The 26979-nt window shown below is 58.2% G+C and carries 25 protein-coding genes; 10 read left to right on the top strand and 15 right to left on the bottom strand.

Annotated features, from left to right (window positions below; genetic code table 11):
- Positions 1-5: 5 nt before the first annotated feature.
- Together kefB and kefG are read right to left on the bottom strand one after the other, a co-directional pair.
- Positions 6-1811, bottom strand: coding sequence for a glutathione-regulated potassium-efflux system protein KefB (kefB, locus tag ABLV76_RS04315; RefSeq protein ID WP_348878196.1), 1806 nt, complete (start codon positions 1809-1811; stop codon positions 6-8).
- Positions 1798-2361, bottom strand: a complete 564-nt coding sequence (gene kefG / locus ABLV76_RS04310) for a glutathione-regulated potassium-efflux system ancillary protein KefG (protein ID WP_004202208.1) — start codon at positions 2359-2361, stop codon at positions 1798-1800. The genes kefB and kefG overlap by 14 nt, the downstream gene beginning before the upstream one ends.
- A 173-nt stretch (positions 2362-2534) precedes the next feature.
- On the opposite strand from kefG, the gene ABLV76_RS04305 reads away from it, so the two are divergent.
- The 4 genes from ABLV76_RS04305 to ABLV76_RS04290 all read left to right on the top strand — a co-directional run bounded on the left by ABLV76_RS04305 (position 2535) and on the right by ABLV76_RS04290 (position 6785).
- Positions 2535-4439 (top strand): ABC transporter ATP-binding protein, encoded by a 1905-nt coding sequence (locus tag ABLV76_RS04305; protein ID WP_017899944.1) that lies wholly within the window; start codon positions 2535-2537, stop codon positions 4437-4439.
- A gap of 226 nt (positions 4440-4665) precedes the next feature.
- Positions 4666-5664: a hydrolase gene (locus ABLV76_RS04300; protein ID WP_072206932.1), complete on the top strand. Its 999-nt coding sequence runs from the start codon at positions 4666-4668 to the stop codon at positions 5662-5664.
- Positions 5661-5879, top strand: coding sequence for a YheU family protein (locus tag ABLV76_RS04295; protein WP_002920151.1), 219 nt, complete (start codon positions 5661-5663; stop codon positions 5877-5879). The genes ABLV76_RS04300 and ABLV76_RS04295 overlap by 4 nt, the downstream gene beginning before the upstream one ends.
- Positions 5880-5915: 36 nt before the next feature.
- Positions 5916-6785, top strand: coding sequence for a phosphoribulokinase (locus ABLV76_RS04290; protein ID WP_004202201.1), 870 nt, complete (start codon positions 5916-5918; stop codon positions 6783-6785).
- A gap of 55 nt (positions 6786-6840) precedes the next feature.
- Here the strand turns inward: ABLV76_RS04290 and ABLV76_RS04285 are convergent, their stop codons facing one another.
- Entirely contained in the window at positions 6841-7245 is a 405-nt protein-coding gene (locus ABLV76_RS04285; protein WP_004202200.1) for an OsmC family protein, read from the bottom strand.
- 306 nt (positions 7246-7551) lie between these two features.
- Between ABLV76_RS04285 and crp the strand changes: the two genes are divergently transcribed.
- Positions 7552-8184, top strand: a complete 633-nt coding sequence (crp, locus tag ABLV76_RS04280; protein WP_000242758.1) for a cAMP-activated global transcriptional regulator CRP — start codon at positions 7552-7554, stop codon at positions 8182-8184.
- Positions 8185-8235: 51 nt separating this feature from the next.
- Positions 8236-10314, top strand: a complete 2079-nt coding sequence (locus ABLV76_RS04275) for a YccS/YhfK family putative transporter (protein WP_348878195.1) — start codon at positions 8236-8238, stop codon at positions 10312-10314.
- On the opposite strand, the gene ABLV76_RS04270 is transcribed toward ABLV76_RS04275, so the two are convergent.
- The 5 genes from ABLV76_RS04270 to ppiA all read right to left on the bottom strand — a co-directional run bounded on the left by ABLV76_RS04270 (position 10304) and on the right by ppiA (position 13642).
- Positions 10304-11524: an aspartate aminotransferase family protein gene (locus tag ABLV76_RS04270; RefSeq protein WP_004202198.1), complete on the bottom strand. Its 1221-nt coding sequence runs from the start codon at positions 11522-11524 to the stop codon at positions 10304-10306. The genes ABLV76_RS04275 and ABLV76_RS04270 overlap by 11 nt on opposite strands.
- A gap of 89 nt (positions 11525-11613) precedes the next feature.
- Entirely contained in the window at positions 11614-12177 is a 564-nt protein-coding gene (gene pabA, locus ABLV76_RS04265; protein ID WP_341807163.1) for an aminodeoxychorismate synthase component 2, read from the bottom strand.
- A 31-nt stretch (positions 12178-12208) separates the two neighbouring features.
- Positions 12209-12811 (bottom strand): putative adenosine monophosphate-protein transferase Fic, encoded by a 603-nt coding sequence (locus tag ABLV76_RS04260; RefSeq protein WP_049116368.1) that lies wholly within the window; start codon positions 12809-12811, stop codon positions 12209-12211.
- Complete coding sequence (locus ABLV76_RS04255) at positions 12801-12968, bottom strand: YhfG family protein (protein ID WP_004202194.1); 168 nt, start codon at positions 12966-12968, stop codon at positions 12801-12803. Before ABLV76_RS04255 ends, ABLV76_RS04260 begins: the two co-directional genes overlap by 11 nt.
- Positions 12969-13072: 104 nt before the next feature.
- Positions 13073-13642 (bottom strand): peptidylprolyl isomerase A, encoded by a 570-nt coding sequence (ppiA, locus tag ABLV76_RS04250; RefSeq protein ID WP_002920238.1) that lies wholly within the window; start codon positions 13640-13642, stop codon positions 13073-13075.
- Between the two features lie 276 nt (positions 13643-13918).
- On the opposite strand from ppiA, the gene tsgA reads away from it, so the two are divergent.
- Positions 13919-15106 (top strand): MFS transporter TsgA, encoded by a 1188-nt coding sequence (gene tsgA / locus ABLV76_RS04245; protein ID WP_004202192.1) that lies wholly within the window; start codon positions 13919-13921, stop codon positions 15104-15106.
- Here the strand turns inward: tsgA and ABLV76_RS04240 are convergent.
- Positions 15103-16425: a cytosine deaminase gene (locus tag ABLV76_RS04240; protein ID WP_064178586.1), complete on the bottom strand. Its 1323-nt coding sequence runs from the start codon at positions 16423-16425 to the stop codon at positions 15103-15105. The two genes, tsgA and ABLV76_RS04240, sit on opposite strands and share 4 nt — an antisense overlap.
- Positions 16426-16663: 238 nt before the next feature.
- On the opposite strand from ABLV76_RS04240, the gene nirB reads away from it, so the two are divergent.
- The 3 genes from nirB (at position 16664) to cysG (ending at position 21057) form a co-directional block, all read left to right on the top strand.
- Positions 16664-19207 carry a nitrite reductase large subunit NirB gene (nirB, locus tag ABLV76_RS04235; protein ID WP_017899950.1) on the top strand — a complete coding sequence of 848 codons (2544 nt, stop codon included), beginning with the start codon at positions 16664-16666 and terminating at the stop codon, positions 19205-19207.
- Positions 19204-19530, top strand: a complete 327-nt coding sequence (gene nirD, locus ABLV76_RS04230) for a nitrite reductase small subunit NirD (RefSeq protein WP_004202186.1) — start codon at positions 19204-19206, stop codon at positions 19528-19530. Before nirB ends, nirD begins: the two co-directional genes overlap by 4 nt.
- Before the next feature lie 153 nt (positions 19531-19683).
- Positions 19684-21057 (top strand): siroheme synthase CysG, encoded by a 1374-nt coding sequence (gene cysG / locus ABLV76_RS04225; protein WP_004202185.1) that lies wholly within the window; start codon positions 19684-19686, stop codon positions 21055-21057.
- Positions 21058-21131: 74 nt separating this feature from the next.
- Here cysG and trpS read toward each other — a convergent pair whose 3' ends face one another.
- From trpS to aroB, 6 genes are all read right to left on the bottom strand, one after another.
- The gene (gene trpS / locus ABLV76_RS04220) at positions 21132-22136 is read right to left on the bottom strand and encodes a tryptophan--tRNA ligase (RefSeq protein ID WP_017899952.1); all 1005 of its coding nucleotides are present in this window, start codon (positions 22134-22136) and stop codon (positions 21132-21134) included.
- On the bottom strand, positions 22129-22890 hold the full coding sequence (gph, locus tag ABLV76_RS04215; protein WP_135683816.1) for a phosphoglycolate phosphatase: 762 nt from the start codon (positions 22888-22890) through the stop codon (positions 22129-22131). The genes trpS and gph overlap by 8 nt, the downstream gene beginning before the upstream one ends.
- Complete coding sequence (gene rpe, locus ABLV76_RS04210; protein WP_004202179.1) at positions 22883-23560, bottom strand: ribulose-phosphate 3-epimerase; 678 nt, start codon at positions 23558-23560, stop codon at positions 22883-22885. Before rpe ends, gph begins: the two co-directional genes overlap by 8 nt.
- Before the next feature lie 17 nt (positions 23561-23577).
- Positions 23578-24405 carry an adenine-specific DNA-methyltransferase gene (dam, locus tag ABLV76_RS04205; RefSeq protein ID WP_004202178.1) on the bottom strand — a complete coding sequence of 276 codons (828 nt, stop codon included), beginning with the start codon at positions 24403-24405 and terminating at the stop codon, positions 23578-23580.
- Positions 24406-24483: 78 nt separating this feature from the next.
- Positions 24484-25779 (bottom strand): cell division protein DamX, encoded by a 1296-nt coding sequence (damX, locus tag ABLV76_RS04200; protein WP_060656631.1) that lies wholly within the window; start codon positions 25777-25779, stop codon positions 24484-24486.
- 84 nt (positions 25780-25863) lie between these two features.
- Complete coding sequence (gene aroB, locus ABLV76_RS04195; RefSeq protein WP_004202175.1) at positions 25864-26958, bottom strand: 3-dehydroquinate synthase; 1095 nt, start codon at positions 26956-26958, stop codon at positions 25864-25866.
- Positions 26959-26979 lie beyond the last annotated feature (21 nt).

Genomic DNA, 26979 nt, shown 5'->3' with positions numbered 1-26979 from the left:
TACCTTTATTCAAACTCGTCCCAGCCGTCCAGCTGCCGGCTCTCTTTCTGCATTTCGCGCTGAAAAATCTCTTCCAGTTCGCGCCGGGCTTCCCGCACGCGTGATATCTGTACCGTATCAGTATGCACCGGCATTAACTCACGCAGCATTCGCATATCGAGGCGTCGGAAGTGCAGCTGCGCGCGCTGGGCCTGGTGAGGATGCATCCCCAGGGTAATGAGGGCTTTACGCCCCAGCTCAAGCGCACTGGAGAAAGTCTCACGAGAAAACTGCGTCACGCCGGCCTGCAGCAGCTCATGCGCCTCGACGCGCCCGCGAGCGCGGGCCAGGATGTGCAGATGTGGAAAGTGTTGTTGACACATCTCCACCAGCCGCATGGTGTCTTCCGGCTCATTACAGGTAATGACGATCGACTGCGCCTCCTCCGCCCCTGCCGAGCGCAGCAGCTCCAGCTGGGTAGCGTCGCCAAAATAGACTTTATAGCCATAGTTGCGCATCAGATTTACCGCGCTGATGTCTCGCTCCAGCACCGTAATACGCATCTTATTAGCCATCAGCAGGCGACCGATCACCTGGCCGAAACGGCCAAAGCCAACAATAATCACCTGCGGTTTATCATCCTCTACCCACGGCGCCTCATCGGTATCCTCCGCTGGATTCAGGCGTCGCGACAATATCTTATCGATCCCTTTCATCAGCAGCGGCGTGGTCATCATCGACAAGGTGACGGCTACCAGCAGCAGCGCCATCTGGTCGTGCTGGAACAACCGCTGCGAGGCGGGCAGCGAAAAGAGGACAAACGCGAACTCGCCGCCCTGGCTTAATACGCCCGCAAACTGCATACGTTCGGAACTCCGCAGGCCATAGAGACGGGCCAGCAGATAAAGCACCAGCATTTTTACCGCCACCAGCACCGCCACGCTCACCGCCACCCACAGCAGATGGGTGTACAGCACGCCAAGGTTCAGCGCCATACCGACGGAGATAAAGAACAACCCAAGCAGCAGCCCCTTGAACGGATCGATGGCGATCTCCAGTTCATGGCGATACTCGCTTTCCGCCAGCAGCACGCCGGCGATAAAGGTACCCAGCGCCATCGACAGTCCCAGCGCCTCCATAAACAGGGCGGATCCGAGAACCAGCAGCAGCGTGGCGGCAGTGAACACTTCCCTGACCCCGGAGCTGGCGATAAAGCGGAATACCGGCCGCAGCAGATAGCGACCGCCAATCAGCATCCCGGCAAACGCCAGGACCTTCATGCCGACTGTCAGCCAGTTCACATGCTCATCCGCGGAACCAGCCAGCAGAGGCACCAGCGCCAGCGCCGGGATCACCGCCAGATCCTGAAACAGCAGGACCGAAAAGCCTAACTGCCCTGATTCGCTGCGGCTCATTCCCTTCTCGCGCATCAGCTGCAGTGCCATCGCGGTAGAGGACATCGCCAGGCCAATCCCGCCGACCACCGCCGCCTGCAATGAAAACCCTGTCGTCATCAACAGACCGCCGAGGATCGCCGCGCTGAGCATCACTTGCGCCGCGCCAACGCCGAAGATGGAGCTTCGCAGCCGCCATAGCTTGGCGGGATTGAGCTCCAGGCCGATGATAAACATCAGAAACACCACGCCGAGTTCAGAGAAATGGAGAATTTCATCCACATCGCTGATAAATCCGAGCCCCCACGGACCAATGGCGATCCCGGCCAGCAGATAGCCCAGCACCGCGCCAATCCCCAGTCTTGAAGCCAGAGGGACGGCGATGACGGCCGCGAACAAAAACAGCACCCCCGCCAGCAGCAGATCAAATCCCGCCATGGACACCTCCGGCGGCAAGGGGGTTGGCCAGCCAGTCCCGATAGGCCAGGGCGCGGCTGCGCAGCTCCTCTGGCTGCTGCCGCCGGGCCCAGTAGACAATGATGGGGCTCATCCAGTGCATACGGCACATACCGGCGGTCAGTTCAAAAGGACGCAGAATATCGTTCATCGGATAGCGATTTGCATCGCGACGGTAAGCGCTCTCTGGTTCGCCGGTGGTGATCACGCTGCGCCAGTACTTTCCCGCCAGTTCGTTCCCTCCGGCGCCGCTGGCGAAGCCGCGGCTTAAGACACGATCCAGCCATTCTTTGAGCAGCGCAGGACAGCTCCAGGTATATAAAGGATGCTGGAAAACAATCACCTCATGCTGGCGCAGCAGGTCCTGTTCGTGAGCAATATCGATAAAAAAATCCGGATAGTGCGCGTAGAGATCGTGCACGGTGACGTTCGGCAACTGTAAGGCGGGTTGTAATAAAACCCGGTTGGCCACGGAATCCTGAGATTCTGGGTGGGCATACAGCAGCAACACTTTCGCTGTCTGAGACATCATTCCCCTCCCCTAGGTCTTCTGGCGGCCTGCACAGCCCCGGCTTTTTGACACAGCCAGAATGACTTTGTGTATCGTCTTCGTTTTGGGCTACCATGGCGGCCCGGTGAAGCGATTCGCTTCCAAACTACATTATCATAATGACAAATTAACATAGTCTGAACATACGGCGCCTTATGATTGTTTTCTCCTCGTTACAAATTCGTCGCGGCGTACGCGTACTGCTGGACAACGCCACCGCTACCATCAACCCTGGCCAGAAGGTCGGTCTGGTGGGGAAAAACGGCTGCGGGAAATCGACGCTGCTATCGCTTTTGAAAAACGAGATAAGCGCTGACGGCGGCAGTATGACCTTTCCCGGCAACTGGCAGCTGGCCTGGGTGAATCAGGAAACCCCGGCCCTGCCGCAGCCGGCAATCGATTATGTCATTGACGGCGATCGTGAATATCGCCAGCTGGAAGCCGCGCTCCAGCAGGCTAACGAGCGCAACGACGGCCATGCCATCGCCACCGTCCACGGCAAGCTGGACGCCATCGACGCCTGGACCATCCGCTCCCGCGCCGCCAGCCTGCTGCACGGCCTGGGTTTTAGCAATGAACAGCTTGAGCGGCCGGTCAGCGATTTTTCCGGCGGCTGGCGTATGCGCCTTAACCTCGCGCAGGCGCTGATCTGCCGCTCCGATCTGCTGCTGCTCGATGAACCGACTAACCACCTCGACCTTGATGCGGTGATCTGGCTGGAGAAGTGGCTGAAGGGCTACACGGGGACGCTGATCCTGATCTCCCACGATCGCGATTTCCTCGATCCTATCGTCGACAAAATTATCCACATCGAACAGCAGACGATGTTTGAGTACACCGGCAACTACAGTTCGTTTGAAGTGCAGCGCGCCACCCGGCTCGCTCAGCAGCAGGCGATGTACGAAAGCCAGCAGCAGCGTGTCGCGCATCTGCAAAGCTATATCGATCGCTTCCGCGCCAAAGCCACCAAAGCCAAGCAGGCGCAGAGCCGTATTAAAATGCTGGAGCGGATGGAGCTCATCGCCCCGGCGCACGTGGATAACCCGTTCCACTTCAGCTTCCGCCAGCCGGAGAGCCTGCCTAACCCGCTGCTGAAGATGGAGAAAGTCAGCGCCGGCTATGGCGAGCGTATTATCCTCGACTCCATCAAGCTCAATCTGGTGCCGGGGTCGCGTATCGGCCTGCTGGGCCGCAACGGCGCCGGGAAATCGACGCTGATTAAGCTCCTGGCTGGCGAACTCCAGCCCGTAAGCGGGGAGATCGGCCTCGCCAAAGGCATCAAGCTCGGCTACTTCGCCCAGCATCAGCTGGAGTTTCTGCGCGCCGATGAGTCGCCGCTGCAGCACCTGGCGCGCCTGGCGCCGCAGGAGCTGGAGCAGAAGCTGCGCGATTATCTGGGCGGCTTTGGTTTCCAGGGCGATAAGGTCAGCGAAGAGACCCGCCGCTTCTCCGGTGGAGAAAAGGCGCGTCTGGTGCTGGCCCTGATCGTCTGGCAGCGCCCTAACCTGCTGCTGCTCGACGAACCGACCAACCATCTCGACCTCGATATGCGTCAGGCTTTAACCGAAGCGCTGATCGACTTTGAAGGGGCGCTGGTGGTCGTATCGCACGATCGCCACCTGATCCGCTCCACCACCGACGATCTGTACCTTGTCCACGATGGCAAAGTCGAACCGTTCGACGGCGATCTGGAAGATTATCAGCAGTGGCTCAGCGACTCGCAAAAACAGGAGTCCCAGAGCGGCGACGCGCCAAAAGAGAGCGGCAACAGCGCGCAAGCGCGCAAAGACCAGAAGCGTCGGGAAGCGGAGCTACGCAGCCAGACCCAACCGCTGCGCAAAGAGATCGCCCGTCTGGAAAAAGAGATGGATAAGCTCAACGCGCAGCTGGCCAGTGCAGAAGAGAAACTTGGCGACAGCGAACTCTACGACGCCTCGCGTAAAGCAGAACTAACTGAATGCCTGCAGCAGCAGGCCAGCGCGAAATCCGGGTTGGAGGAGTGCGAAATGGCCTGGCTGGAGGCACAGGAGCAGCTGGAGCGCATGCTTCAGGAAGGCTAATCGCCGCGTCATCATTCTGCCTGCGCCTACTACGGCGCGGGCAGAGTGTATTTCTGCCCGCCCTCGCGGTCTGGCCATCAGTGACATCAATGGTTTGTTGTGGTGTAACCTGGCGTCACTGGCCACAAGACCACATATTGGCTAACTCCTGCGCGCCCTGCGCGGTATAGTCATCATCACGTTTATTAATTATTCTGGTGCTATGGTTGAAATCATCCCCACAGACATGACGCCCCCCGAAAACGATTCGCGTGAGTTCCATCCCATGCGCGGCGCGGGCAATCGTCATCTGCAAACCATGCTGCCGCGGCTGATCCGCCGTAAATTGCGCTTTACCCCGCACTGGCAGCGCCTTGAGCTGCCAGACGGCGATTTTGTCGATCTCGCCTGGAGCGAAGACCCGCACCAGGCGTGCCACAAGCCGCGCCTCGTCGTCTTTCATGGTCTGGAAGGGAGTCTGCACAGCCCGTATGCCCATGGACTGATCCACGCGGCGATGCAGCGCGGCTGGCTTGGCGTAGTCATGCATTTTCGCGGCTGCAGCGGCGAACCTAACCGCAATCACCGCATCTATCACTCCGGCGAAACGGAAGATGGCACCTGGTTTCTGCACTGGCTGCAGCGCGAGTTTGGCCCCGCGCCGACCGCCGCCGTCGGCTATTCGCTGGGCGGCAATATGCTGGGCTGCCTGCTGGCAGAAGAAGGCGACCGCTGCCCGCTGGATGCGGCGGTGATCGTCTCCGCGCCTTTCATGCTGGAAGCCTGCAGCTATCATATGGATAAGGGCTTCTCGCGGGTTTATCAGCGCTACCTGCTCAATCTGTTAAAAGCCAACGCCTCACGCAAGCTGAAAGCGTATCCTGGCTCGCTGCCCGTCGATTTACGTCAGCTCAAAGGGATGCGCCGCATCCGGGAATTTGACGATATGATCACCGCCAAAATCCATGGCTTTGCCGATGCGCTGGATTACTACCGGCAATGCAGCGCCATGCCGCGGCTCAGCGATATCACTAAGCCGACGCTCATCATTCACGCGAAAGACGATCCGTTTATGGACCACCATTCCATTCCCCCGCAGGAACAACTGCCGGCGAACGTCGAGTATCAATTGACTGAACAAGGCGGCCACGTTGGCTTCGTCGGCGGCACCCTGCGTAAACCGGAGATGTGGCTGGAAAGACGCATTCCCGACTGGTTAAACCGCTGGCTGGAGGTTCCCGTATGATTATTCCCTGGCAGGATCTGGATCCCGAAACGCTGGATAACCTGATTGAAAGCTTTGTGTTACGTGAAGGCACCGATTATGGTGAACATGAACGTTCACTTGCCGATAAAGTCGCCGATGTAAAACAGCAGCTGAAACGCGGAGAGGCAGTCCTCGTGTGGTCGGAACTGCATGAGACGGTCAATATTATGCCGCGCGCCCTGTTTAACGGCTAAGGCGACGCCACTACATCGTTTAACCAGGGAGTTGTTATGTCTGCCAAACATCCGGTGATCGCCGTCACAGGCTCCAGCGGCGCGGGCACTACCACCACCAGCCTCGCCTTTCGCAAAATCTTCGCGCAGCTAAATCTGCACGCTGCGGAGGTGGAAGGCGACAGCTTTCATCGCTACACCCGCCCGGAAATGGACATGGCGATCCGCAAAGCGCGGGATCAGGGCAAACATATCAGCTACTTTGGCCCGGAGGCGAACGACTTCGGTCTGCTGGAACAGACCTTTGTCGACTATGGCCGCCATGGCAAAGGTCAGTCGCGTAAATACCTCCACACCTATGACGAAGCCGTGCCGTGGAATCAGGTGCCGGGAACCTTCACCCCGTGGCAGCCGCTGCCGGAGCCGACGGACGTGCTGTTCTATGAGGGGCTGCACGGCGGGGTTGTCACGCCGCAGCATGATGTCGCCAGCCATGTCGACCTGCTGGTCGGGGTCGTGCCTATCGTTAATCTCGAGTGGATACAGAAACTCATTCGCGACACCAGCGAGCGCGGCCACTCCCGGGAGGCGGTGATGGACTCCGTCGTCCGATCGATGGAAGATTACATCAACTTCATCACCCCGCAGTTTTCCCGCACCCACATCAACTTTCAGCGCGTGCCGACGGTGGACACCTCCAACCCGTTTGCCGCGAAAGCGATCCCCTCTCTGGACGAGAGCTTTGTGGTGATCCATTTCCGCAATCTGCAGAACATCGACTTCCCCTGGCTGCTGGCGATGCTACAGGGCTCGTTTATCTCGCACATGAACACTCTGGTGGTGCCGGGCGGTAAAATGGGGCTGGCGATGGAGCTTATTATGGCGCCGCTGGTCGAACGCCTGATGGAAGGCCGCAAGATCGGCTAACAGAAGAAACCCCGGCCAGGCCGGGGTTAAGAAAATTCACAACAGCAGGCGAAGACTACGCCTCGATCACTTCATAGGAATGGGTGATCTTCACCGCTTTTTCCAGCATCAGCGCCACCGAGCAGTATTTCTCTGCCGACAGATCCACCGCACGGGAGACCGCGGCATCTTTCAGCGCCTTACCGGTGACGATAAAGTGCAGATTAATATGCGTGAACAGGCGCGGCGCCTCTTCCCGGCGTTCAGAGGTCAGCTTCACTTCGCAGTTAGTCACCTCATGGCGACCTTTTTGCAAAATGGAGACCACATCGATCGCACTGCAACCGCCCGCCGCCATCAGCACCATTTCCATCGGACTGGGCGCCTTATCCCCGGAGTTGCCATCCATCAGAATCTGGTGTCCTGACGCGGACTCCCCGATAAAGGTTAACCCTTCAACCCATTTCACACGCGCTTGCATAAAATTTAACTCCAGTATCGCAATATTCTTGTCAGATTACGCGCACATAACAATTCTCGCAACGGAAGGCGACCTGCGTCATGCTGAAGCGAGACACCAGGAGACATGCGGCGAAAGCTATGCTAAAACAGTCTGGATGCTACAGTAATACATTGATGTACTGCATGTATGCAGAGGAGTTCACATTACGGGCTGTCGAAAAATCATCAGCCAGCTTCCCAGGTATAGGGAAACAATACGATTGCATGCCCGGACGCCGTGTAGTGTCGGCGCCCGGAGATAGCTTATAACAGAGGATAACCGCGCATGGTGCTTGGCAAACCGCAAACAGACCCTACCCTTGAATGGTTCTTGTCTCATTGCCACATTCATAAGTACCCATCAAAGAGCACGCTGATCCACCAGGGTGAGAAAGCAGAAACGCTGTACTACATCGTTAAAGGCTCCGTGGCTGTACTCATCAAGGATGAAGAAGGTAAAGAGATGATCCTCTCCTACCTCAACCAGGGCGATTTCATCGGTGAATTAGGCCTGTTTGAAGAGGGTCAGGAGCGTAGCGCCTGGGTACGGGCGAAAACCGCATGTGAAGTGGCCGAAATCTCTTATAAGAAATTCCGTCAGCTGATCCAGGTGAACCCGGACATTCTGATGCGTCTCTCTTCGCAAATGGCTCGCCGTCTGCAGGTGACGTCTGAGAAAGTGGGCAACCTCGCCTTCCTCGACGTGACGGGCCGTATCGCCCAGACGCTGCTGAACCTGGCGAAGCAACCCGATGCCATGACCCACCCGGACGGTATGCAAATTAAAATTACCCGTCAGGAAATTGGTCAGATCGTCGGCTGCTCTCGTGAAACCGTTGGCCGTATTTTGAAAATGCTGGAAGATCAGAACCTGATTTCCGCCCACGGTAAAACTATCGTCGTCTACGGTACCCGTTAAGTTGCTAAGCGGCGTATTGCTCCTGCAGTACGCCGTTTTTGTTTTTCCCTCATGTGGCGCAGGCTGATTTACCACCCGGAAGTTAACTATGCACTGCGGCAAACGCTGGTGCTGTGTCTGCCTGTGGCCATCGGTCTTCTGCTCGGCCATCTCCAGCAGGGCCTCCTGTTCTCCTTAGTCCCCGCCTGCTGCAACATCGCCGGCCTCGACACCCCGCATAAGCGCTTTTTTAAACGTCTGATTATCGGCGGCTGTTTGTTTGCCGGATGCAGCCTGGTGGTGCAGCTGCTGCTCGCCCAGGCGATTCCCCTGCCGCTTATTCTCAGCGGCCTGGCGCTATTGCTCGGCGTCACCGCGGAGATCAGTTCGCTGCACGCGCGCCTGCTGCCCGCGTCGCTGATCGCCGCCATTTTTACCCTCAGCCTGGCGGGCAATATGCCCATCTGGGAGCCGCTGCTGATCTACGCCTTCGGCACGCTATGGTACGGCGTGTTTAACTGGTTCTGGTTCTGGCTGTGGCGTGAACAGCCGCTGCGGGAGTCGCTCAGTCTGCTCTACCGGGAACTGGCCAATTATTGCGAAGCCAAATATAGCCTGTTGACCCAGCATACCGATCCCTCGACCGCCCTGCCGCCGCTGCTCATCCGCCAGCAGAAGGTGGTCGATTTAATCACCCAGTGCTATCAGCAGATGCATATGCTGGCCGCCAACCAACGTAACGACCACAAACGTCTTCTGCGGGCGTTCCAGATGGGGCTGGATCTACAGGAGCATATTTCGGTCAGCCTGCATCAGCCGGAAGAGGTGCAAAAACTGGTAGAACGCAGCCATGCCGAAGCGGTGATCCGCTGGAACGCGCAGACCGTCGCCGCCCGTCTGCGGGTGCTGGCGGATGACATGCTCTATCATCGCTTTCCGCAGCGCTTCCAGATGGATAAACAGATCGGCGCCCTGGAAAAGATCGCCCGCCAGCATCCGCACAACCCGGTCGGCCACTTCTGCGCCTGGCACTTCAGCCGCATCGCCCGGGTGCTGCATACCCAGCGCCCGCTGTATGCCCGGGATCTGATGGCTGACAAAGAGCGTCGTTTACCGCTGTTTCCCGCGCTAAAAAACTATCTGTCGCTGAAATCGCCCGCGCTGCGCAATGCCGCCCGCATCAGCGTGATGCTGAGCATCGCCAGCCTGATGGGCAACGCCCTGCATTTGCCGAAGCCCTACTGGATCCTGATGACGGTGCTCTTTGTTACCCAGAATGGCTATGGCGCCACGCGGGTTCGTATTGTCCACCGGGCGGCGGGGACGCTCGCCGGCCTGATCATCGCCGGGCTGACCTTGCACTTTCACGTTCCGGAGAGCTACACCCTGAGCGGGATGCTGCTGATCACACTGCTCAGCTATCTGATTATCCGCAAACACTATGGCTGGGCGATGGTGGGCTTTACGGTGACGGCGGTATATACCCTGCAGCTGCTGACGCTCAACGGCGAACAGTTTATTATCGCCCGGCTGATCGACACGCTGATCGGCTGCCTGATCGCCTTCGGCGGGATGGTCTGGCTGTGGCCGCAGTGGCAGAGCGGCCTGCTGAAAAAAAACGCCCACGATGCGCTGGAGGCCGACCAGCAGGCGATTCGCCTGATCCTCAGCCCCGATCCCAAAGCGCCCGCGCTGGCCTATCAACGTATGCGCGTTAATCAGGCGCACAACGCGCTCTACAACTCCCTGAATCAGGCGATGCAGGAGCCGGGGTTCAATACCCACTACCTGGAAGATATGAAGCTATGGGTGACGCACAGCCAGTTTATCGTCGAACATATCAACGCCATGACCACCCTGGCCCGGGAGCATACGATGCTCACCCCGGATCTTGCCCAGCGCTATCTCGAATCCTGTGAGATTGCCCTGCAGCGCTGTCAGCAGCGGCTGGACAGCGATGGCCCCGGCAGCACAGGGGATGTCAATATTATGGAGTCACCGGAAAGCGAGGTGCCGATCGGTCCGTTGAGCACCCTGGAGCAGCATCTGCAACGCATTCTGGGCCATCTGAACACCATGCACACTATCTCGTCTGTAGCATGGCGTCAGCGGCCGCATCATGGCATCTGGCTACGGAAGATCAGCCGTTAATCACCTTTGCCACGGCCTGGGCAAAGCGCGCCATCCCCTCGGCGATATCCTGCTCTTCGATGATCAGCGAGGGAACAAAACGCATCACGTCCGGCCCGGCGTTAAGCACCATGACGCCGGCTTCCGCAGCGGCATAGAGGAAATCGCGCGCGCGGCCCTTGTGCTGCGGCTTAAGTTCGGCGCCAATCAGCAGGCCCATCCCGCGAATATCACTGAACAGATCAAACTCGGCATCCAGCTGCTGCAGGTGTTTGACGAACAGTTCGCGTTTCGCGTTCACGCCATCCAGCACCGCCGGAGTATTGATCAGATCGAAAGCGGCGTTGGCGACCGCGCAGGCCAGCGGGTTGCCGCCGTAGGTTGACCCATGGGAACCGGCATGGAAGGCGCTGGCGATCTCGTGGGTGGTCAACATGGCGCTGACCGGGAAACCGCCGCCTAGCGCTTTCGCGCTGGTGAGAATATCCGGGGTTACGCCATAGTGCATATAGGCGAACAGCGATCCGGTACGCCCCATACCACACTGCACTTCATCAAAGACTAACAGCGCCTGGTGCTGATCGCACAGTTCGCGCAGTCCTTGCAGGAACGCCGGCGTTGCTGCCGTCACGCCGCCTTCGCCCTGAATCGGCTCCACCACCACCGCGCAGGTGTGGTCATCCATCACCGCTTTTACCGCCTGCAGGTCGTTGAAGGGAACATGGACAATATCCGCCGGTTTAGGGCCGAAACCATCGGAGTACTTCGGCTGCCCACCGACCGAGACGGTAAACAGAGAGCGGCCATGAAAGGCATTATGGAAGGCGATGATTTTAGTTTTATATGGGCTATGGCGGGTCACCGCATAGTGACGCGCCAGCTTAAAGGCTGTTTCATTGGCTTCGGTACCGGAGTTCATAAACACCACTCGCTCGGCGAAGGTGGCATCGACAAGCTTACGTCCCAGGCGCAGCGCTGGCTCATTGGTAAAGACGTTGCTGGTATGCCACAGCGTTTCGCCCTGCTCGTGAAGCGCCGCCACCAGCGCCGGGTGGCAATGGCCCAGCGCCGTCACCGCGATACCGCCGGCAAAATCAATATACTCTTTGCCCTGCTGATCCCAGACGCGGCTGCCTTTCCCCTTTACCGGGATGAATTCTGCCGGTGCATAAATTGGCAAAATAACTTCATCGAATGTGGCGCGGGTGATTGCCGGTTGTTCAGTTGCCATGTCTTGCCCATCCCTCTTCGTTATGCAGATATGATTATGATAATATAATCACAAAATATGCATAGAAAGTCAGTCAATGGCAACCGAAATCACCGCTTAATAAAGTTCGCCAGCAATTGATGGCCCTGTTCGCTAAGGATGCTTTCCGGATGGAACTGCACGCCCTCGAGATCCCAGTTGCGATGACGGATCCCCATAATCTCACCGCTGGCGCTGCGGGCGGTGACGATAAACTCAGGCGGCAGCGTCGGCGGGTCAATCACCAGCGAATGATAGCGGGTCACCGTCAGAGGATTATTCAGCTCCTGAAACACCCCTTCGCCGTTATGCTCGATAAGCGAAGTTTTTCCATGCATCACCTGCGCCGCCCGCACAATGGTCGCGCCAAACGCCTGGGCTATCGCCTGATGCCCGAGGCAGACGCCCAGCAGCGGCGTTTTCCCTGCATAGTGACGGATTACTGAGAGGGAAATCCCCGCTTCACCCGGCGTACAGGGACCGGGCGAAATCACCATCTTCTCCGGCGCCAGCGACGCTATCTCCTCCAGCGTCAACGCATCGTTGCGCTTGACCAGCACTTCCGCCCCCAGTTCGCAAAAGTACTGATACAGATTCCAGGTGAAAGAGTCATAGTTATCGATAAGCAGGATCATAGCGGCTCCGGAACAATCAAACCGGGCTATTCTACTCAGATTCCCGCGCTTCGCTTACCACTTTGCGAAAGATCGCCGCCAGCGGGTCCGGATCGCCCATCGCGCCCTGCTGGCAGGCGGTGCTCCAGGCGGCAGGATCGACGTCACGCCAGTCAAGAAGGTAGCCGGCATGTATCGCCAGCTGTTCAAAGAAAATGCGCTGGGTCAGGCCATTGCCGAGACGAAAAGGGTGCAGCACATTAATTTCACCATAGAACCAGCTCAGGCGTTCGATAAAGGTATCCCGCGGCAGGCCGCAGAGATAATCCTCCTGCTCCAGGGCCTGCATCAGGGCGTTCCCTTCCTCTTCGATGCGGGCAAAGTGACAGAACGGCGTATCGCCCAGGTAGAGGTTCACTTCACGCAGCCTACCCGCCCAGTCAAACAGATCCTGATACAGCTGATGATGAATAGCGCACAGATAGGGTAAGCCGCGCACCCGCGGACCCAGCGGCAGGGTAGCCGCCCGCAGCGATGTCATCTCCAGGGCAGCCTGCTGCAGAGTGTTGGCCTGGCGGATGCCGAGGCGGTTGCGCAGGACGTTCAGGGCCGGATAGAGGTAAGGATCGCGTTCATCGCCAAATTTATCGCTCATACTCCCTCCGCAGCGTCGCGAGGCGCGCCTGCGCCTCCTCGGCAGTCAGCGTAACCAGTGGCACCGATACGCCTTCGAGGCGACGGCTGGCCTGAAAATTGCTATTACGTGTCTGTTCCCAGAGTCGGGATTTTTGCTTATCGGTGAGTGGACGCATCGTCGCCCCCTTATCGTCCCCTGTGTGCCACAAGTATAAGCAGCAATTACAGGTTATGCCGGGAGGCAACCGGCGCGGCGATAGACTACCGCGCCGTGGGAAGATTAGGGCAGCACTTTCGCAGAGAGGATAACAACCGGTTTAGTCGGCACATTCTGGTATGGGCCGACGTTATGGGTCTGAACCTGGGAGATCTTATCCGCAACGTCCATGCCTTTCACTACCTTGCCAAACACCGCATAGCCAAAGTCGCGCTGGCCATGGTCGAGGAAGGCGTTATCCGCCACGTTGATGAAGAACTGGCTGGTGGCGCTATCCTGATCGGCGGTACGCGCCATGGCGATGGTGCCGCGGGTGTTGCGCAGGCCGTTGTCTGCTTCATTTTTGATCGGCGGGTTAGGCTGTTTCTGCTGCATCTGCTCGTTGAAGCCGCCGCCCTGCACCATGAATCCCGGGATCACGCGATGGAAGGTAGTGTTGTTGTAGAAGCCGCTGTTAACGTACTTCAGGAAGTTATCCACGGAAATCGGGGCTTTCTGGCTGTTTAACTCAAGCTCAATGTTACCTGCCGAGGTGGTCAGCAGCACATGCGGATCGCCCTTTGCCGCCATGGCCGGGGAGAACGCTGAAATGGCGAAAACGGCAGCCATCGCCGCCAGTGTTGATTTGAGCATGGAAAATCCTTAACGGAGCAGAATAAAAGCGAGTGCCTTGATTCTAAAGAGCCTTTGCATCCTGGGCCAGCCTTTTACCAAATTTTACTTAGCTGTAATAATTGTAACCGCGCAAACGTTCTCTCTGTCGTCGAAAAAACGTGATTAAAGTCACATTAAAACATGCAAAAGATAACGTATTTCACAATAAACATTTAATTACATCACCTGAACGACTAAAATCTGTCCGCCCGGCGCGGCGTCAACGCGCTTTACCTTTCTATTCACAGGCCAGTCATGACTAACAGCAACCGTATTAAGCTCACATGGATCAGCTTCTTCTCCTACGCCCTGACCGGCGCGTTGGTGATCGTCACCGGGATGGTGATGGGTAACATTGCGGATTATTTCCATCTGCCCGTTTCCAGTATGAGCAACACCTTTACCTTTCTGAACGCCGGTATTCTGATCTCCATCTTCCTCAATGCCTGGCTGATGGAGATCGTGCCGCTGAAAACTCAGCTGCGTTTTGGCTTTATTTTGATGGTGCTGGCGGTGGCCGGCCTGATGCTCAGCCACAGCCTGGCGCTGTTCTCCGCATCAATGTTCGTTCTCGGCCTGGTGAGCGGGATCACCATGTCGATCGGGACCTTCCTGATCACCCATATGTATGAAGGCCGTCAGCGCGGGGCACGTCTGCTGTTTACCGACTCCTTTTTTAGCATGGCGGGAATGATTTTCCCGATGGTCGCCGCGGTCCTGCTGGCGCGCAGCATCGAGTGGTACTGGGTCTACGCCTGTATCGGTCTGGTGTATGTCGCTATTTTCGTCCTGACATTCGGCTGTGACTTCCCGGTACTCGGCAAAAAAGCGCAGAGCGAAAACAGCCAGCCGGTGGTGAAAGAGAAGTGGGGCATCGGCGTGCTGTTCCTCTCCGTCGCGGCGCTGTGCTATATCCTCGGTCAGCTGGGCTTTATCTCCTGGGTACCGGAATATGCCAAGAGCCTTGGCATGAGCCTCGGCGATGCCGGTAAGCTGGTGAGCGATTTCTGGATGTCCTACATGATCGGCATGTGGTCATTCAGCTTTATCCTGCGCTTCTTCGACCTGCAGCGCATCTTAACCGTCCTCGCCGGCCTCGCGACGGTGCTGATGTACCTGTTTATCAATGGTTCGCCGGAGCATATGCCGTGGTTTATTCTGACCCTGGGCTTCTTCTCCAGCGCCATCTACACCTCGATCATTACGCTCGGTTCGCAGCAAACTAAAGTCGCTTCACCAAAGCTGGTGAACTTTATCCTCACCTGCGGCACCATCGGCACCATGCTGACTTTCGTGGTCACCGGCCCGATTGTGGCGGCCAGCGGTCCGCTGGCCGCGCTGCACACCGCTAACGGCCTCTACGCCGTGGTGTTCGTGATGTGCTTTATCCTCGGCTTCGTCTCCCGTCACCGCCAGAACAACGCTCAGGCGGCGTCTCACTAAGCCTTCGGCCCCTTTGCGTCCGCAAGGGGGCTGTTTCTCATAAAAGAAAGCTCCTCGCCACCGCGGTCGGTCTGGATCCAGGTTTGCGCCAGTTGGGTGGTCGCAATCACCCTTCCCTCGCGAATTGACCAGCGCACCGGCACCTGGCAGCGTACCGCCTCAAAGCCATTCTCCGCCGGCAGAATGATCAGGTTAGCCGGATTGCCGCTGACGATGCCGTAATCCGTCAGGCCAAACGTGCGGGCGCTGTTGTCGGTGACAAGCTGCAGGCCGTCGTTAATTTGCTGGTAGCCCATCAGCTGGCAAACGTGGAGCCCCATATGCAGGACCTGCAGCATATTACCGGTCCCCAGCGGGTACCACGGGTCAAAGACATCATCATGACCAAAGCAAACGTTGATCCCCGCCGCCATCAGCTCCTTCACCCGGGTAATGCCACGTCGCTTCGGGTAGTCGTCAAACCGGCCCTGCAGATGAATATTGACCAGCGGATTGGCGACAAAATTGATGCCGGAGAGCTTAAGCAGGCGGAACAAGCGCGAGGTATAAGCGCCATTATAGGAGTGCATGGCGGTGGTATGGCTGGCCGTCACCCGCGGCCCTATTCCCGCTTTTAACGCCAGCGCGGCAACGGTTTCCACAAAGCGCGACTGTTCGTCGTCAATTTCATCGCAGTGAATATCCAGCGGGCGGTCATATTTCCGCGCCAGTCGGAAAGCGATATGCAGCGATTCCACCCCATATTCACGGGTGAACTCAAAGTGCGGGATCGCCCCGACGACATCCGCCCCCAGCTTCAGGGCCTCTTCCAGCAGCGCCTCGCCGTTGGGGTAAGAGAGGATCCCCTCCTGCGGAAAAGCGACAATCTGCAGCTCGACCCATGGCGCCACCTCCTGTTTGACCTCCAGCATCGCCTTCAGCGCCGTCAACGTCGGATCGGAGACATCGACATGGGTACGGACAAACTGCACGCCATTGGCGATCTGCCACTTGAGGGTTTTCCACGCCCGGGCTTTAACGTCTTCATGGCTGAGCAGCACTTTCCGCTCCGCCCAGCGCTCAATCCCCTCAAACAGAGTGCCGGACTGGTTCCAGTTTGGCTCGCCGGCCGTCTGGGTGGTATCCAGATGGATATGCGGCTCAATAAAAGGCGGGATCGCCAGCCCGCCGCGAGCGTTCAACACTTCGTAGCTTTCGTCCCGCGCCTCCCCCATCGGCGTGATCTCGCCAAAGCGCCCCTTATCTATCGCTATCTGCCACAGGCCGTCGCGGTCTGCCAGGCGTACGTTCTGAATCAACCAAAGCGGCGCTGCTGTCATATCAACCTCTCCATTCAATACGGCTTGTTTTCTACTCAACCCCAATCGCGACCCACCCAATTCTTGTACACAAAATCAGCAAAAAGGAAAAGCCAGCGTTTTCCACAACTTAGAAAAATACAGACAAATCAATTATATACCCATTAAGTGGTAGGTGAAGTTGTCATTGATTTGCATCAATAAGCCTGATGGCTGAATCGTTAAGGTAGGCGGTAATAGAAAAGAAATCGAGGCAAAAATGAGCAAAGTCAGAATCGCTATTATCGGTAACGGCATGGTTGGCCATCGCTTTATCGAAGAGCTTCTTGATAAGGCGCCTGCCGGACAATTCGACATTACCGTGTTCTGTGAAGAGCCGCGTATCGCCTACGACCGTGTCCACCTGTCGTCTTATTTCTCCCACCATACCGCAGAAGAGCTGTCGCTGGTCCGCGAAGGTTTCTATGAGAAACACGGCGTCAAGGTGCTGGTCGGCGAAAGGGCCATCACCATCAACCGCCAGGAGAAGGTGATCCACTCCAGCGCCGGGCGCACGGTGTTCTACGACAAGCTGATCATGGCGACCGGCTCATACCCCTGGATCCCGCCGATTAAAGGCGCGGAAACCCAGGATTGCTTCGTCTATCGCACCATTGAAGATCTCAACGCCATTGAATCCTGCGCCCGTCGCAGTAAACGCGGCGCGGTGGTCGGCGGCGGTCTGCTCGGCCTCGAAGCCGCAGGCGCGCTGAAAAACCTCGGCGTGGAAACCCATGTTATCGAGTTCGCGCCGATGCTGATGGCCGAGCAGCTCGACCAGATGGGCGGCGAGCAGCTGCGGCGCAAAATTGAAAGCATGGGCGTGAAAGTTCACACCAGTAAAAACACCAAAGAGATCGTTCAGCAGGGCATCGAGGCGCGCAAAACCATGCGCTTCGCCGACGGTAGCGAGCTGCAGGTCGATTTCATCGTCTTCTCTACCGGGATCCGCCCGCGCGATAAACTGGCCACCCAGTGCGGGCTGGCGGTTGCCCAGCGCGGCGGCATCATGGTCAACGATAGCTGCCAGACCTCCGACCCGGATATCTATGCCATCGGCGAATGCGCCAGCTGGAACAACCGCGTGTATGGCCTCGTCGCGCCGGGTTATAAAATGGCCCAGGTGGCCGTCGATCACCTCCTCGGCAGTGAAAACAGCTTCACCGGCGCCGACCTCAGCGCCAAGCTGAAGCTGCTGGGCGTGGACGTGGGCGGCATCGGCGATGCCCACGGCCGCACGCCGGGCGCCCGCAGCTACGTCTATCTTGACGAAAGCAAAGAAGTCTATAAGCGTCTGATCGTCAGCGCCGACAACAAAACCCTGCTCGGCGCGGTGCTGGTCGGCGACACCAGCGACTACGGCAACCTGCTGCAGCTGGTGCTCAACGCCATTGAGCTGCCGGAGAATCCGGATTCGCTGATCCTCCCGGCCCACGCCGGCAGCGGCAAACCGTCGATCGGCGTCGATAAACTGCCGGACAGCGCGCAAATCTGCTCCTGCTTTGACGTCAGCAAAGGCGACCTGATCGCCGCCATTAACAAAGGCTGCCATACCGTCGCGGCGCTGAAAGCGGAAACCAAGGCCGGTACCGGCTGCGGCGGCTGTATCCCGCTGGTCACCCAGGTGCTCAACGCCGAGCTGGCGAAACAGGGCATCGAGGTCAACAACAACCTGTGCGAACACTTCGCTTACTCCCGCCAGGAGCTGTTCCACCTGATCCGCGTGGAAGGCATCAAAACCTTCGACGAACTGCTGGCCAAACACGGCCAGGGCTACGGCTGTGAAGTTTGTAAACCAACCGTCGGCTCCCTGCTGGCCTCCTGCTGGAATGAGTACATCCTCAAGCCTCAGCACACGCCGCTGCAGGACACCAACGACAACTTCCTCGCCAACATCCAGAAAGATGGCACCTACTCGGTCATTCCGCGCTCCGCGGGCGGCGAAATCACCCCGGAAGGGCTGGTCGCCGTGGGCCGTATCGCTCGTGAATTCAATCTGTACACCAAAATCACCGGCTCCCAGCGCATCGGCCTGTTTGGCGCGCAGAAAGACGACCTGCCGGAGATCTGGCGGCAGCTGATTGAAGCGGGCTTCGAAACCGGCCACGCCTACGCCAAAGCGCTGCGGATGGCGAAAACCTGCGTCGGCAGCACCTGGTGCCGCTACGGGGTCGGCGACAGCGTCGGCTTCGGCGTCGAACTGGAAAACCGCTACAAAGGCATCCGCACCCCGCACAAAATGAAGTTCGGCGTCTCCGGCTGTACCCGCGAATGCGCGGAAGCCCAGGGCAAAGACGTCGGGATCATCGCCACCGAGAAAGGCTGGAACCTGTACGTATGCGGTAACGGGGGGATGAAGCCGCGCCACGCCGATCTGCTGGCCGCGGACCTCGATCGCGAGACGCTGATTACGTATCTCGACCGCTTTATGATGTTCTACATCCGCACCGCCGATAAGCTGACCCGCACCGCGCCGTGGCTGGACAACATGGAAGGCGGGATCGACTATCTGCGCAGCGTGATCATCGATGACAAGCTCGGTCTGAACGACCATCTGGAAGAGGAGCTGGCTCGCCTGCGCGCCGCCTTCGCCTGCGAGTGGACCGAGACCGTCAATAACCCGGCGGCGCAGACTCGCTTCAAACACTTTATCAACAGCGACCAGCGCGACCCGAACGTTCAGGTGGTGCCGGAACGTGACCAGCATCGCCCGGCCACGCCGTATGAGCGTATCCCGGTTACTCTGGTGGAGGAAAAAGCATGAGCCAGTGGGTAAACATCTGCAAAATTGACGACATCCTGCCCGCCACCGGCGTCTGCGCCCTGCTCGGTCAGCAGCAGGTGGCGATCTTCCGTCCGTACCATGACGACAGGGTGTTCGCCATCAGCAACATTGATCCGTTCTTTAACGCCAGCGTACTGTCTCGCGGAATTATCGCCGAGCATGACGGCGCCCTGTGGGTTGCCAGCCCGCTGAAAAAGCAGCGCTTTCGCCTGAGCGATGGCCTGTGTATGGAAGATGCCAGCCACTCTATCGCCCGTTTCGACGCCCGGGTAAAAGACGGCCACGTTCAGCTTAAAGCGTGAGTCCCGCTTCCTCCCCCCGGTCACGGGGGGAGATATAAGTAACACTTCTGACCGACAGCGCATGAGTGCGGGATATGTCGCATGTTTTGTATTACCTTTGCTGCTATTCTACGACCACTCACTTTCTACCCCTTATTTTTATGAGGTTATTCTGTGGATCACTTACCCATATTCTGCCAGTTACGCCAGCGGGATTGTTTACTGGTTGGCGGCGGGGATGTCGCCGAACGCAAGGCCCGTCTGCTGTTGGATGCTGGCGCAAACGTCACGGTCAATGCGCTCGACTTTACCCCTCAGTTTCAGGTGTGGGCCGATTCACAGATGCTGACCCTGGTGCAGGGGGAGTTTATCCCCTCGCTGCTGGACAACTGCTGGCTGGCCATCGCCGCTACCGATAATGAAACGGTGAACCAGCAGGTCAGCGACGCGGCCGAAGCGCGGCGTATTTTCTGTAACGTGGTGGATGCCCCGCGCCAGGCCAGCTTTATCATGCCGTCGATCATCGACCGCTCGCCGCTGATGGTCGCCGTCTCCTCGGGCGGGACATCACCGGTGCTGGCGCGCCTGCTGCGCGAGAAGCTGGAGTCAATCTTACCCCTGCATCTTGGTCAGCTGGCCCGCTACGCCGGCCATCTGCGCGCTCGCGTCAAGCAGCAGTTTGCCACCGTAGGCGAACGCCGACGGTTCTGGGAGAAGCTGTTCGTTAACGACCGCCTGGCGCAGTCGCTGGCCAATGACGATCGGCAGGCGGTGGCGGATACCACCGAGCAACTGCTGACCGAGCCGTTAGAGCATCGCGGCGAGGTCGTCCTGGTTGGCGCCGGCCCCGGTGACGCCGGGCTGCTCACGCTCAAAGGCCTGCAGCAGATCCAGCAGGCCGACGTGGTGGTCTATGACCGACTGGTCTCCGACGACATCATGAATCTGGTGCGCCGCGATGCCGACCGGGTGTTCGTTGGCAAGCGCTCAGGCTATCACTGCGTGCCTCAGGAGGAGATCAACCAGATCCTGCTGCGCGAAGCGCAAAAAGGAAGACGCGTGGTCCGGCTGAAAGGCGGCGATCCCTTTATCTTTGGCCGCGGCGGAGAGGAGCTGGAGACCCTCTGCGAGGCGGGCATCCCCTTCTCGGTTGTGCCAGGCATCACCGCCGCCTCCGGCTGCTCCGCCTACTCGGGGATCCCGTTGACCCATCGCGATTTCGCCCAGGGCGTGCGCCTGGTCACCGGCCATCTGAAAACCGGCGGCGAGCTGGACTGGGCGAACCTGGCGGTGGAGAAGCAGACCCTGGTGTTCTACATGGGTCTGAACCAGGCGCCGGCGATCCGCGAGAAGCTTATCGCCCACGGCATGGCGGAAGATATGCCTGCCGCCATCGTCGAGAACGGCACCGCCGTGACGCAAAAAGTGGTCAGCGGCACCTTAGGACAGCTGGATATTCTGGCGCAGCAGATGGCCAGCCCGGCGCTGATCATTGTCGGCCGCGTGGTCGGCCTGCGGGATAAACTTAACTGGTTCTCAAACCACTAACCTTCGCCTCGCGGCGTGAACGACAGGCATAAAAAAGGGCGGGATAATCCCGCCCTGTTTAGCTGTTGCGTCGCTTACGGCTTGGCGACAAAGCCAATCGCTTCGTATACCGCTCTCAGGGTTTGAGAAGCCCGCGCGCTGGCCTTTTCTGCACCGTCTTTCATCACCTGATTGAGAAACGCTTCGTCGTTACGGAAACGGTGATAGCGCTCCTGCAGGTCAATCAGCATGCCCGATACCGCTTCGGCGACTTCGCCTTTCAGGTGGCCATACATTTTGCCTTCGAAGTGCTGCTCCAGCTCAGGAATGGTTTTCCCGGTGACCGCGGAGAGGATATCCAGCAGGTTGGAGACGCCCGCTTTCTCTTTCAGGTCGTAGCGCACCACCGGCGGCTCGTCGGAGTCGGTGACCGCACGTTTGATCTTCTTGACCACCGATTTCGGGTCTTCCAGCAGGCCGATGACGTTGTTGCGGTTGTCGTCGGACTTGGACATCTTTTTCGTCGGCTCCAGCAGCGACATCACGCGCGCGCCGGATTTAGGGATAAACGGCTCAGGCACTTTAAAAATATCGCCGTAGATGGCGTTAAAACGCTGGGCGATATCGCGACTCAGTTCAAGGTGCTGTTTCTGATCTTCGCCCACCGGAACCTGGTTGGTCTGGTACAGCAGGATGTCAGCGGCCATCAGTACCGGATAATCAAACAGACCGGCGTTGATGTTCTCCGCGTAGCGCGCGGACTTGTCTTTAAACTGGGTCATGCGGCTCAGTTCGCCGAAATAGGTGTAGCAGTTCAGCGCCCAGCCTAACTGGGCGTGTTCCGGCACGTGCGACTGAACAAAGATAGTACTTTTCTGCGGGTCGATGCCGCAGGCCAGATACAGCGCCAGGGTGTCCAGCGTCGCCTTACGCAGCTGCTGCGGATCCTGGCGCACGGTGATGGCGTGCTGGTCCACGATGCAATAGATGCAGTGGTAATCGTCCTGCATGTTTACCCACTGACGCAGCGCACCCATGTAGTTGCCAATGGTCAGTTCACCTGAGGGCTGTGCGCCACTAAAAACGATGGGCTTAGTCATGTTTCAATTCCTGAGTTTCACTGTGCGGTAACCCGAGAGCGGGTAAGAGTTCATTAAACTGGTCGAAGAGATAGTCCGGCTCGCTCAGCGCAAGCGGTTCGCCATAGTTATAACCGTAGGTCAGGCCAACCGAGCAGCAGCCAGCCGCTTTGGCCGCCTGAATATCATTACGTGAATCGCCGACGAACAGCAGCGCCTCCGGCGTCAGGCCGAGCTTTTGCGCTACCAGCAGCAGCGGTTCCGGATGCGGCTTTTTGTTCTGGACGTCATCGCCGCCGATCACCACGGTAAAATATTTCGCAATATCGAGCGCGTCCAGCAGCGGGGCGACGAACGGCGTCGGCTTATTGGTCACCAGCGCCAGCGGCAGACCTTTGCCCTGCAGCGCGCCGAGCGTATCGGCCACTGCCGGAAACAGGAAACTGCCCTCTTCCGCCGCTTCGGCGTAATAGCGGTCAAACAGTTTACGCAAAATGCGCAGCTGTTCGTCTTGCGGAATATCATGATCGTCGACGGAAGGCTTGCCCATCGCCGCACGTAACGTGGCACGCTCGTGGCGAGCCCAGCTCAGCGCCCGCTCCATCAGGACATCGGCGCCGTTGCCGATCCAGGTTACGACGCGCTCTTCTCCCGCCACCGGCAGTTCCAGGGCGTAGAGGGCGTTATCAACGGCGGCGGTCAGACCCGGCGCGCTGTCCACCAGCGTGCCGTCGAGATCAAACGCGATGCCGCGGATCGCCTGTAATTTATCCATGACTCACCTTCGCTAATTCACTACGCATTTGATCAATCACTTTCTTGTAGTCCGGCTGGCCGAAGATCGCCGAACCGGCAACGAACATATCCGCGCCCGCCGCGGCGATTTCGCCGATATTGCTCGCTTTCACCCCGCCATCCACTTCCAGACGGATGTCGTAGCCGGACGCATCGATGCGCTGGCGCACTTCACGTAGTTTATCCAGCGTCTGGGGAATAAAGGACTGGCCGCCAAAGCCCGGGTTAACCGACATCAGCAGGATCACGTCCAGTTTATCCATCACATAATCGAGATAGCTCAGCGGCGTCGCGGGGTTAAACACCAGGCCCGCTTTACAGCCGTGCTCTTTGATAAGCTGCAGGCTGCGGTCGACGTGTTCGGAGGCTTCCGGGTGGAAGGTGATGATGCTGGCGCCAGCTTCGGCAAAATCAGGAATGATGCGGTCGACCGGCTTCACCATCAGGTGGACGTCGATCGGCGCGGTAATACCGTAGTTACGCAGCGACTTCAGCACCATCGGGCCAATCGTCAGGTTCGGCACGTAGTGGTTGTCCATGACGTCGAAGTGCACGACATCCGCACCCGCCGCCAGCGCCTTCGCGGTATCCTCACCCAGACGGGCAAAATCAGCCGACAGAATCGAAGGGGCAATCAAATACTGCTTCATCCGCATCTCCTTGAAATTTATTTGGTCTTAGGCGGACGGTAGAGCGCTAAGAGCTCGTCCACCTTTTTACGCGTACCACCGTTGCTGCTGATGCTGCGCCGAACCTTCACAATATGCGTTTCTGCCGCGTTTTTATACCACTCCTGCGTCAACGGCGTGCGGTGGTTGGAAATCAGCACCGGGATCCGTTTCTTCATCAGCGACTCCGCCTTTTGCGCCAGCAGCACCTGTTGCTCCAGGTTGAAGCTGTTGGTGTGGTAGGCGGTAAAGTTCGCCGTCGCCGTCAACGGCGCATAGGGCGGATCGCAATACACCACCGTGCGGCTATCCGCACGCTGCATGCACTCTTCATAAGATTCGCAGTAAAACTCAGCGTTTTGCGCCTTGTCGGCAAAATGATAGAGCTCAGCCTCGGGGAAATAGGGCTTCTTATAGCGGCCAAACGGCACATTGAACTCGCCGCGCAAATTGTAGCGACACAGGCCGTTGTAACCGTGACGGTTCAGATACAGGAACAGCACCGCGCGACGCAGCGGGTCCTGGCTCTGATTGAACTCATCACGGTACTGGTAGTAGCGCTCAGCGACGTTATTTTCCGGGGTAAACATCTCGCGGGCGGCAGCGACGTACTCGTCGGTGCGCAATTTGACGATGTTGTACAGGCCGATTAAATCACTGTTGATATCCGCGAGGATATAACGAGAAAAGTCGGTATTGAGAAATACCGACCCGGCGCCCACAAAGGGCTCGATTAAGCACTCACCTTCCGGCAAATGCTTTTTAATATCGTCAAGCAGGGGGTACTTCCCCCCTGCCCACTTTAGAAAAGCGCGATTCTTTTTCATGCTGCCTAACTAATTACACGTTCTCCGGCTGTGGAGAAAGCTCCGACAGCATCCTGCGCTTAAGACTACCCCACGGCATTATTTCAGATCAGCCTGAACCTGATGCAGTGGTTTTGCCCATGGATTTTTCGCCTGCACGTCCGGCGGCAGCGAGGTGACCGCGCGTTTCGCTTCATCTTTCGATGAATAGATACCGCTCACCAGCACGTACCACGGTTGGCCGTTACGCGATGTTTCATAGACAACATATCTGTCCAGCTTCTCTTTCTTCGCCCAGTTGTTCAGGTTTTCATAGTTAGAGGAGCTGCTGAGCTGCAGGGTATAGTTACCCGACGGCGCAGATTTCATCGAGCTGACGTCGCCTGCCGTTTTACCGCTCTTCGCCGCCGGCGCTGCCGCGGCCGCCGTTGCGGCTGGCGCAGCAGTGGTCGTGGTTGCTGGTGCTGCAGGTTTACTCTGCGCGGTGGCTACCGGTTTGCTTTCCGCGACGGTCGTTTTCGCCGGGGCAGTGGTCGCCGCGCTTTCAACATGCTTCGGCTGAACCGACTTCGTTTCTACCGGCGCTTTTGCCACCGCCTGTGGTTTCGGCTGCGGCTTCGCTTCGATGACGGTGTGCTTACGCTCAGCAGGACGCGGCGTTGCCGCCGTCTGACGTTCGGTCGTCTGGCGCGGCGCCGCGGTGCCACTGGCGCCATTACGGATCGGCGCGACGGTTGCCGGTTCAGTTGGCAGCGTCGAGTTAGCTACGGCGCCGTCCAGCTGGCCCTGCTGCTGGGTCAACGCATTATTCAGATCGCCCTGAACTTCAACGCGCTGCTGGCCCTGCGGCTCTGCCGCGGCCTGGCCCTGGGTCGGGTTCGCGGCAATAGGCGGTACCGTGACGTCCTGCTGTGTGGTGGTATTGGCGGCAGTCTGATCCTGGCCGGCAGCTGGCGTGCTGGTGGACTGGTCGTCAGACAGATTAATGCTCTTCTCGCCGGAAGCGGTCTGCTGGCTGGAAGAAGATGGCGATTTCAGCGCGGAACCGATACCCACGATTAACAGCAACAGTACCAGAATGCCCACGCCCATCATGATGTACTGGCGGGAAGCGGGTTTCGCCGGCGCTTTTTTACGCTTACGCGGACGACGCTCTACAGGCTGCTCTTCGAGCATCTCCTCATCTTCCGCATCCAGTTCTTCTTCGAATTCTTCCTCTTCACGCTCACGACGGGCCTTGCCGGCGCGCGTCGGACGGCCTTCATCGGCATCAAGATCGACATCGTCAAAATTGATCTGCGGATCGGCATCACGCTCGGAAGACTGACGGGAACGACCAGCACGACGATCGTTGCGATCGGCTTTCATATCGTCTTCTGGTTTGAAATCATCCATTTAACACCCCACTAAAAGGCTTATGCTCACGATTATTGCACATCACCCGAAATGATAACGCCGCGCGAACGCGGCCAGACCTTCTTATTGTTGCGCCTGCTGAGTGTCAGCAATCGCGCCAAGAACCACATCGTGCGGCACTCCGCCGCGCAGCTCGCTGCTTCCTATTGCGAGCGGGAGCACCAGCCGCATTTCGCCAGCCAGTACTTTCTTATCGCGCATCATATGGGGCAAATACGCCTGCGCACGCATTTCCTGCGGGCCGCGTACCGGTAAGCCTGCACGCTTGAGCAGATCGATAAGGCGCTGAGTATCCTGCGCGCGGAACTGCCCCAGCCGTTCGGACGTATGCGCCGCCATCACCATACCTGCCGCCACCGCTTCGCCGTGCAGCCAGTTACCGTAGCCCATTTCCGCTTCGATAGCATGGCCGAAGGTATGTCCAAGATTGAGTAAAGCACGTAACCCGGTTTCACGCTCGTCGGCAGCCACAACTTCCGCTTTCAGCTCACAGCAACGGCGAATGCAGTACGCCATGGCCTTTTCATCCAACGCCAGCAAGGCATCAATGTTGTTTTCCAGCCAGCTGAAGAAGGCGCCGTCGAGGATCACCCCATACTTAATGACCTCAGCCAGTCCGGAAGCGAGTTCGCGCTTCGGCAGCGTCTTCAGACAGTTAAGATCAACCACCACGGAAACCGGCTGCCAGAAGGCGCCAATCATGTTTTTGCCGAGAGGGTGGTTCACTGCGGTTTTGCCGCCGACCGACGAGTCGACCTGCGACAGCAGGGTGGTAGGGACCTGGATAAAACGCACGCCGCGCTGATAGCTTGCCGCGGCGAAACCGGTTAAATCACCGATAACACCGCCGCCGAGCGCCACCAGCGTGGTGTCGCGGCCATGGGGTTTTTGCAACAGCGCGGTAAATACGGTATCCATCACCGCCAGGCTTTTATACTGCTCGCCGTCGGGCAGGACTACGCTGTCAACGTTGACCCCTGCCTGCTCAAGCGCAGAGCGGACGGTATCCAGATAAAGCGGCGCCAGCGTTTCGTTGGTGACCAGCATAGCCTGGTCGCCCGACTTAAGTGGCAGGAAGGAAGCTGGATCGTTGAACAAACCAGCCGCGATGGTAATCGGGTAACTACGTTCCCCGAGGGTAACAGTAAGCCTCTCCATAACGCGACATCCACCTCAGTG

It is taken from the genome of Klebsiella sp. GB_Kp047 (assembly GCF_040065235.1).
GTDB classification, from domain to species: Bacteria; Pseudomonadota; Gammaproteobacteria; order Enterobacterales; family Enterobacteriaceae; genus Klebsiella; species Klebsiella quasipneumoniae.
Note: the sequence above shows the minus strand (reverse complement) of the source record. Positions and strands in the feature narration are given on the sequence as shown.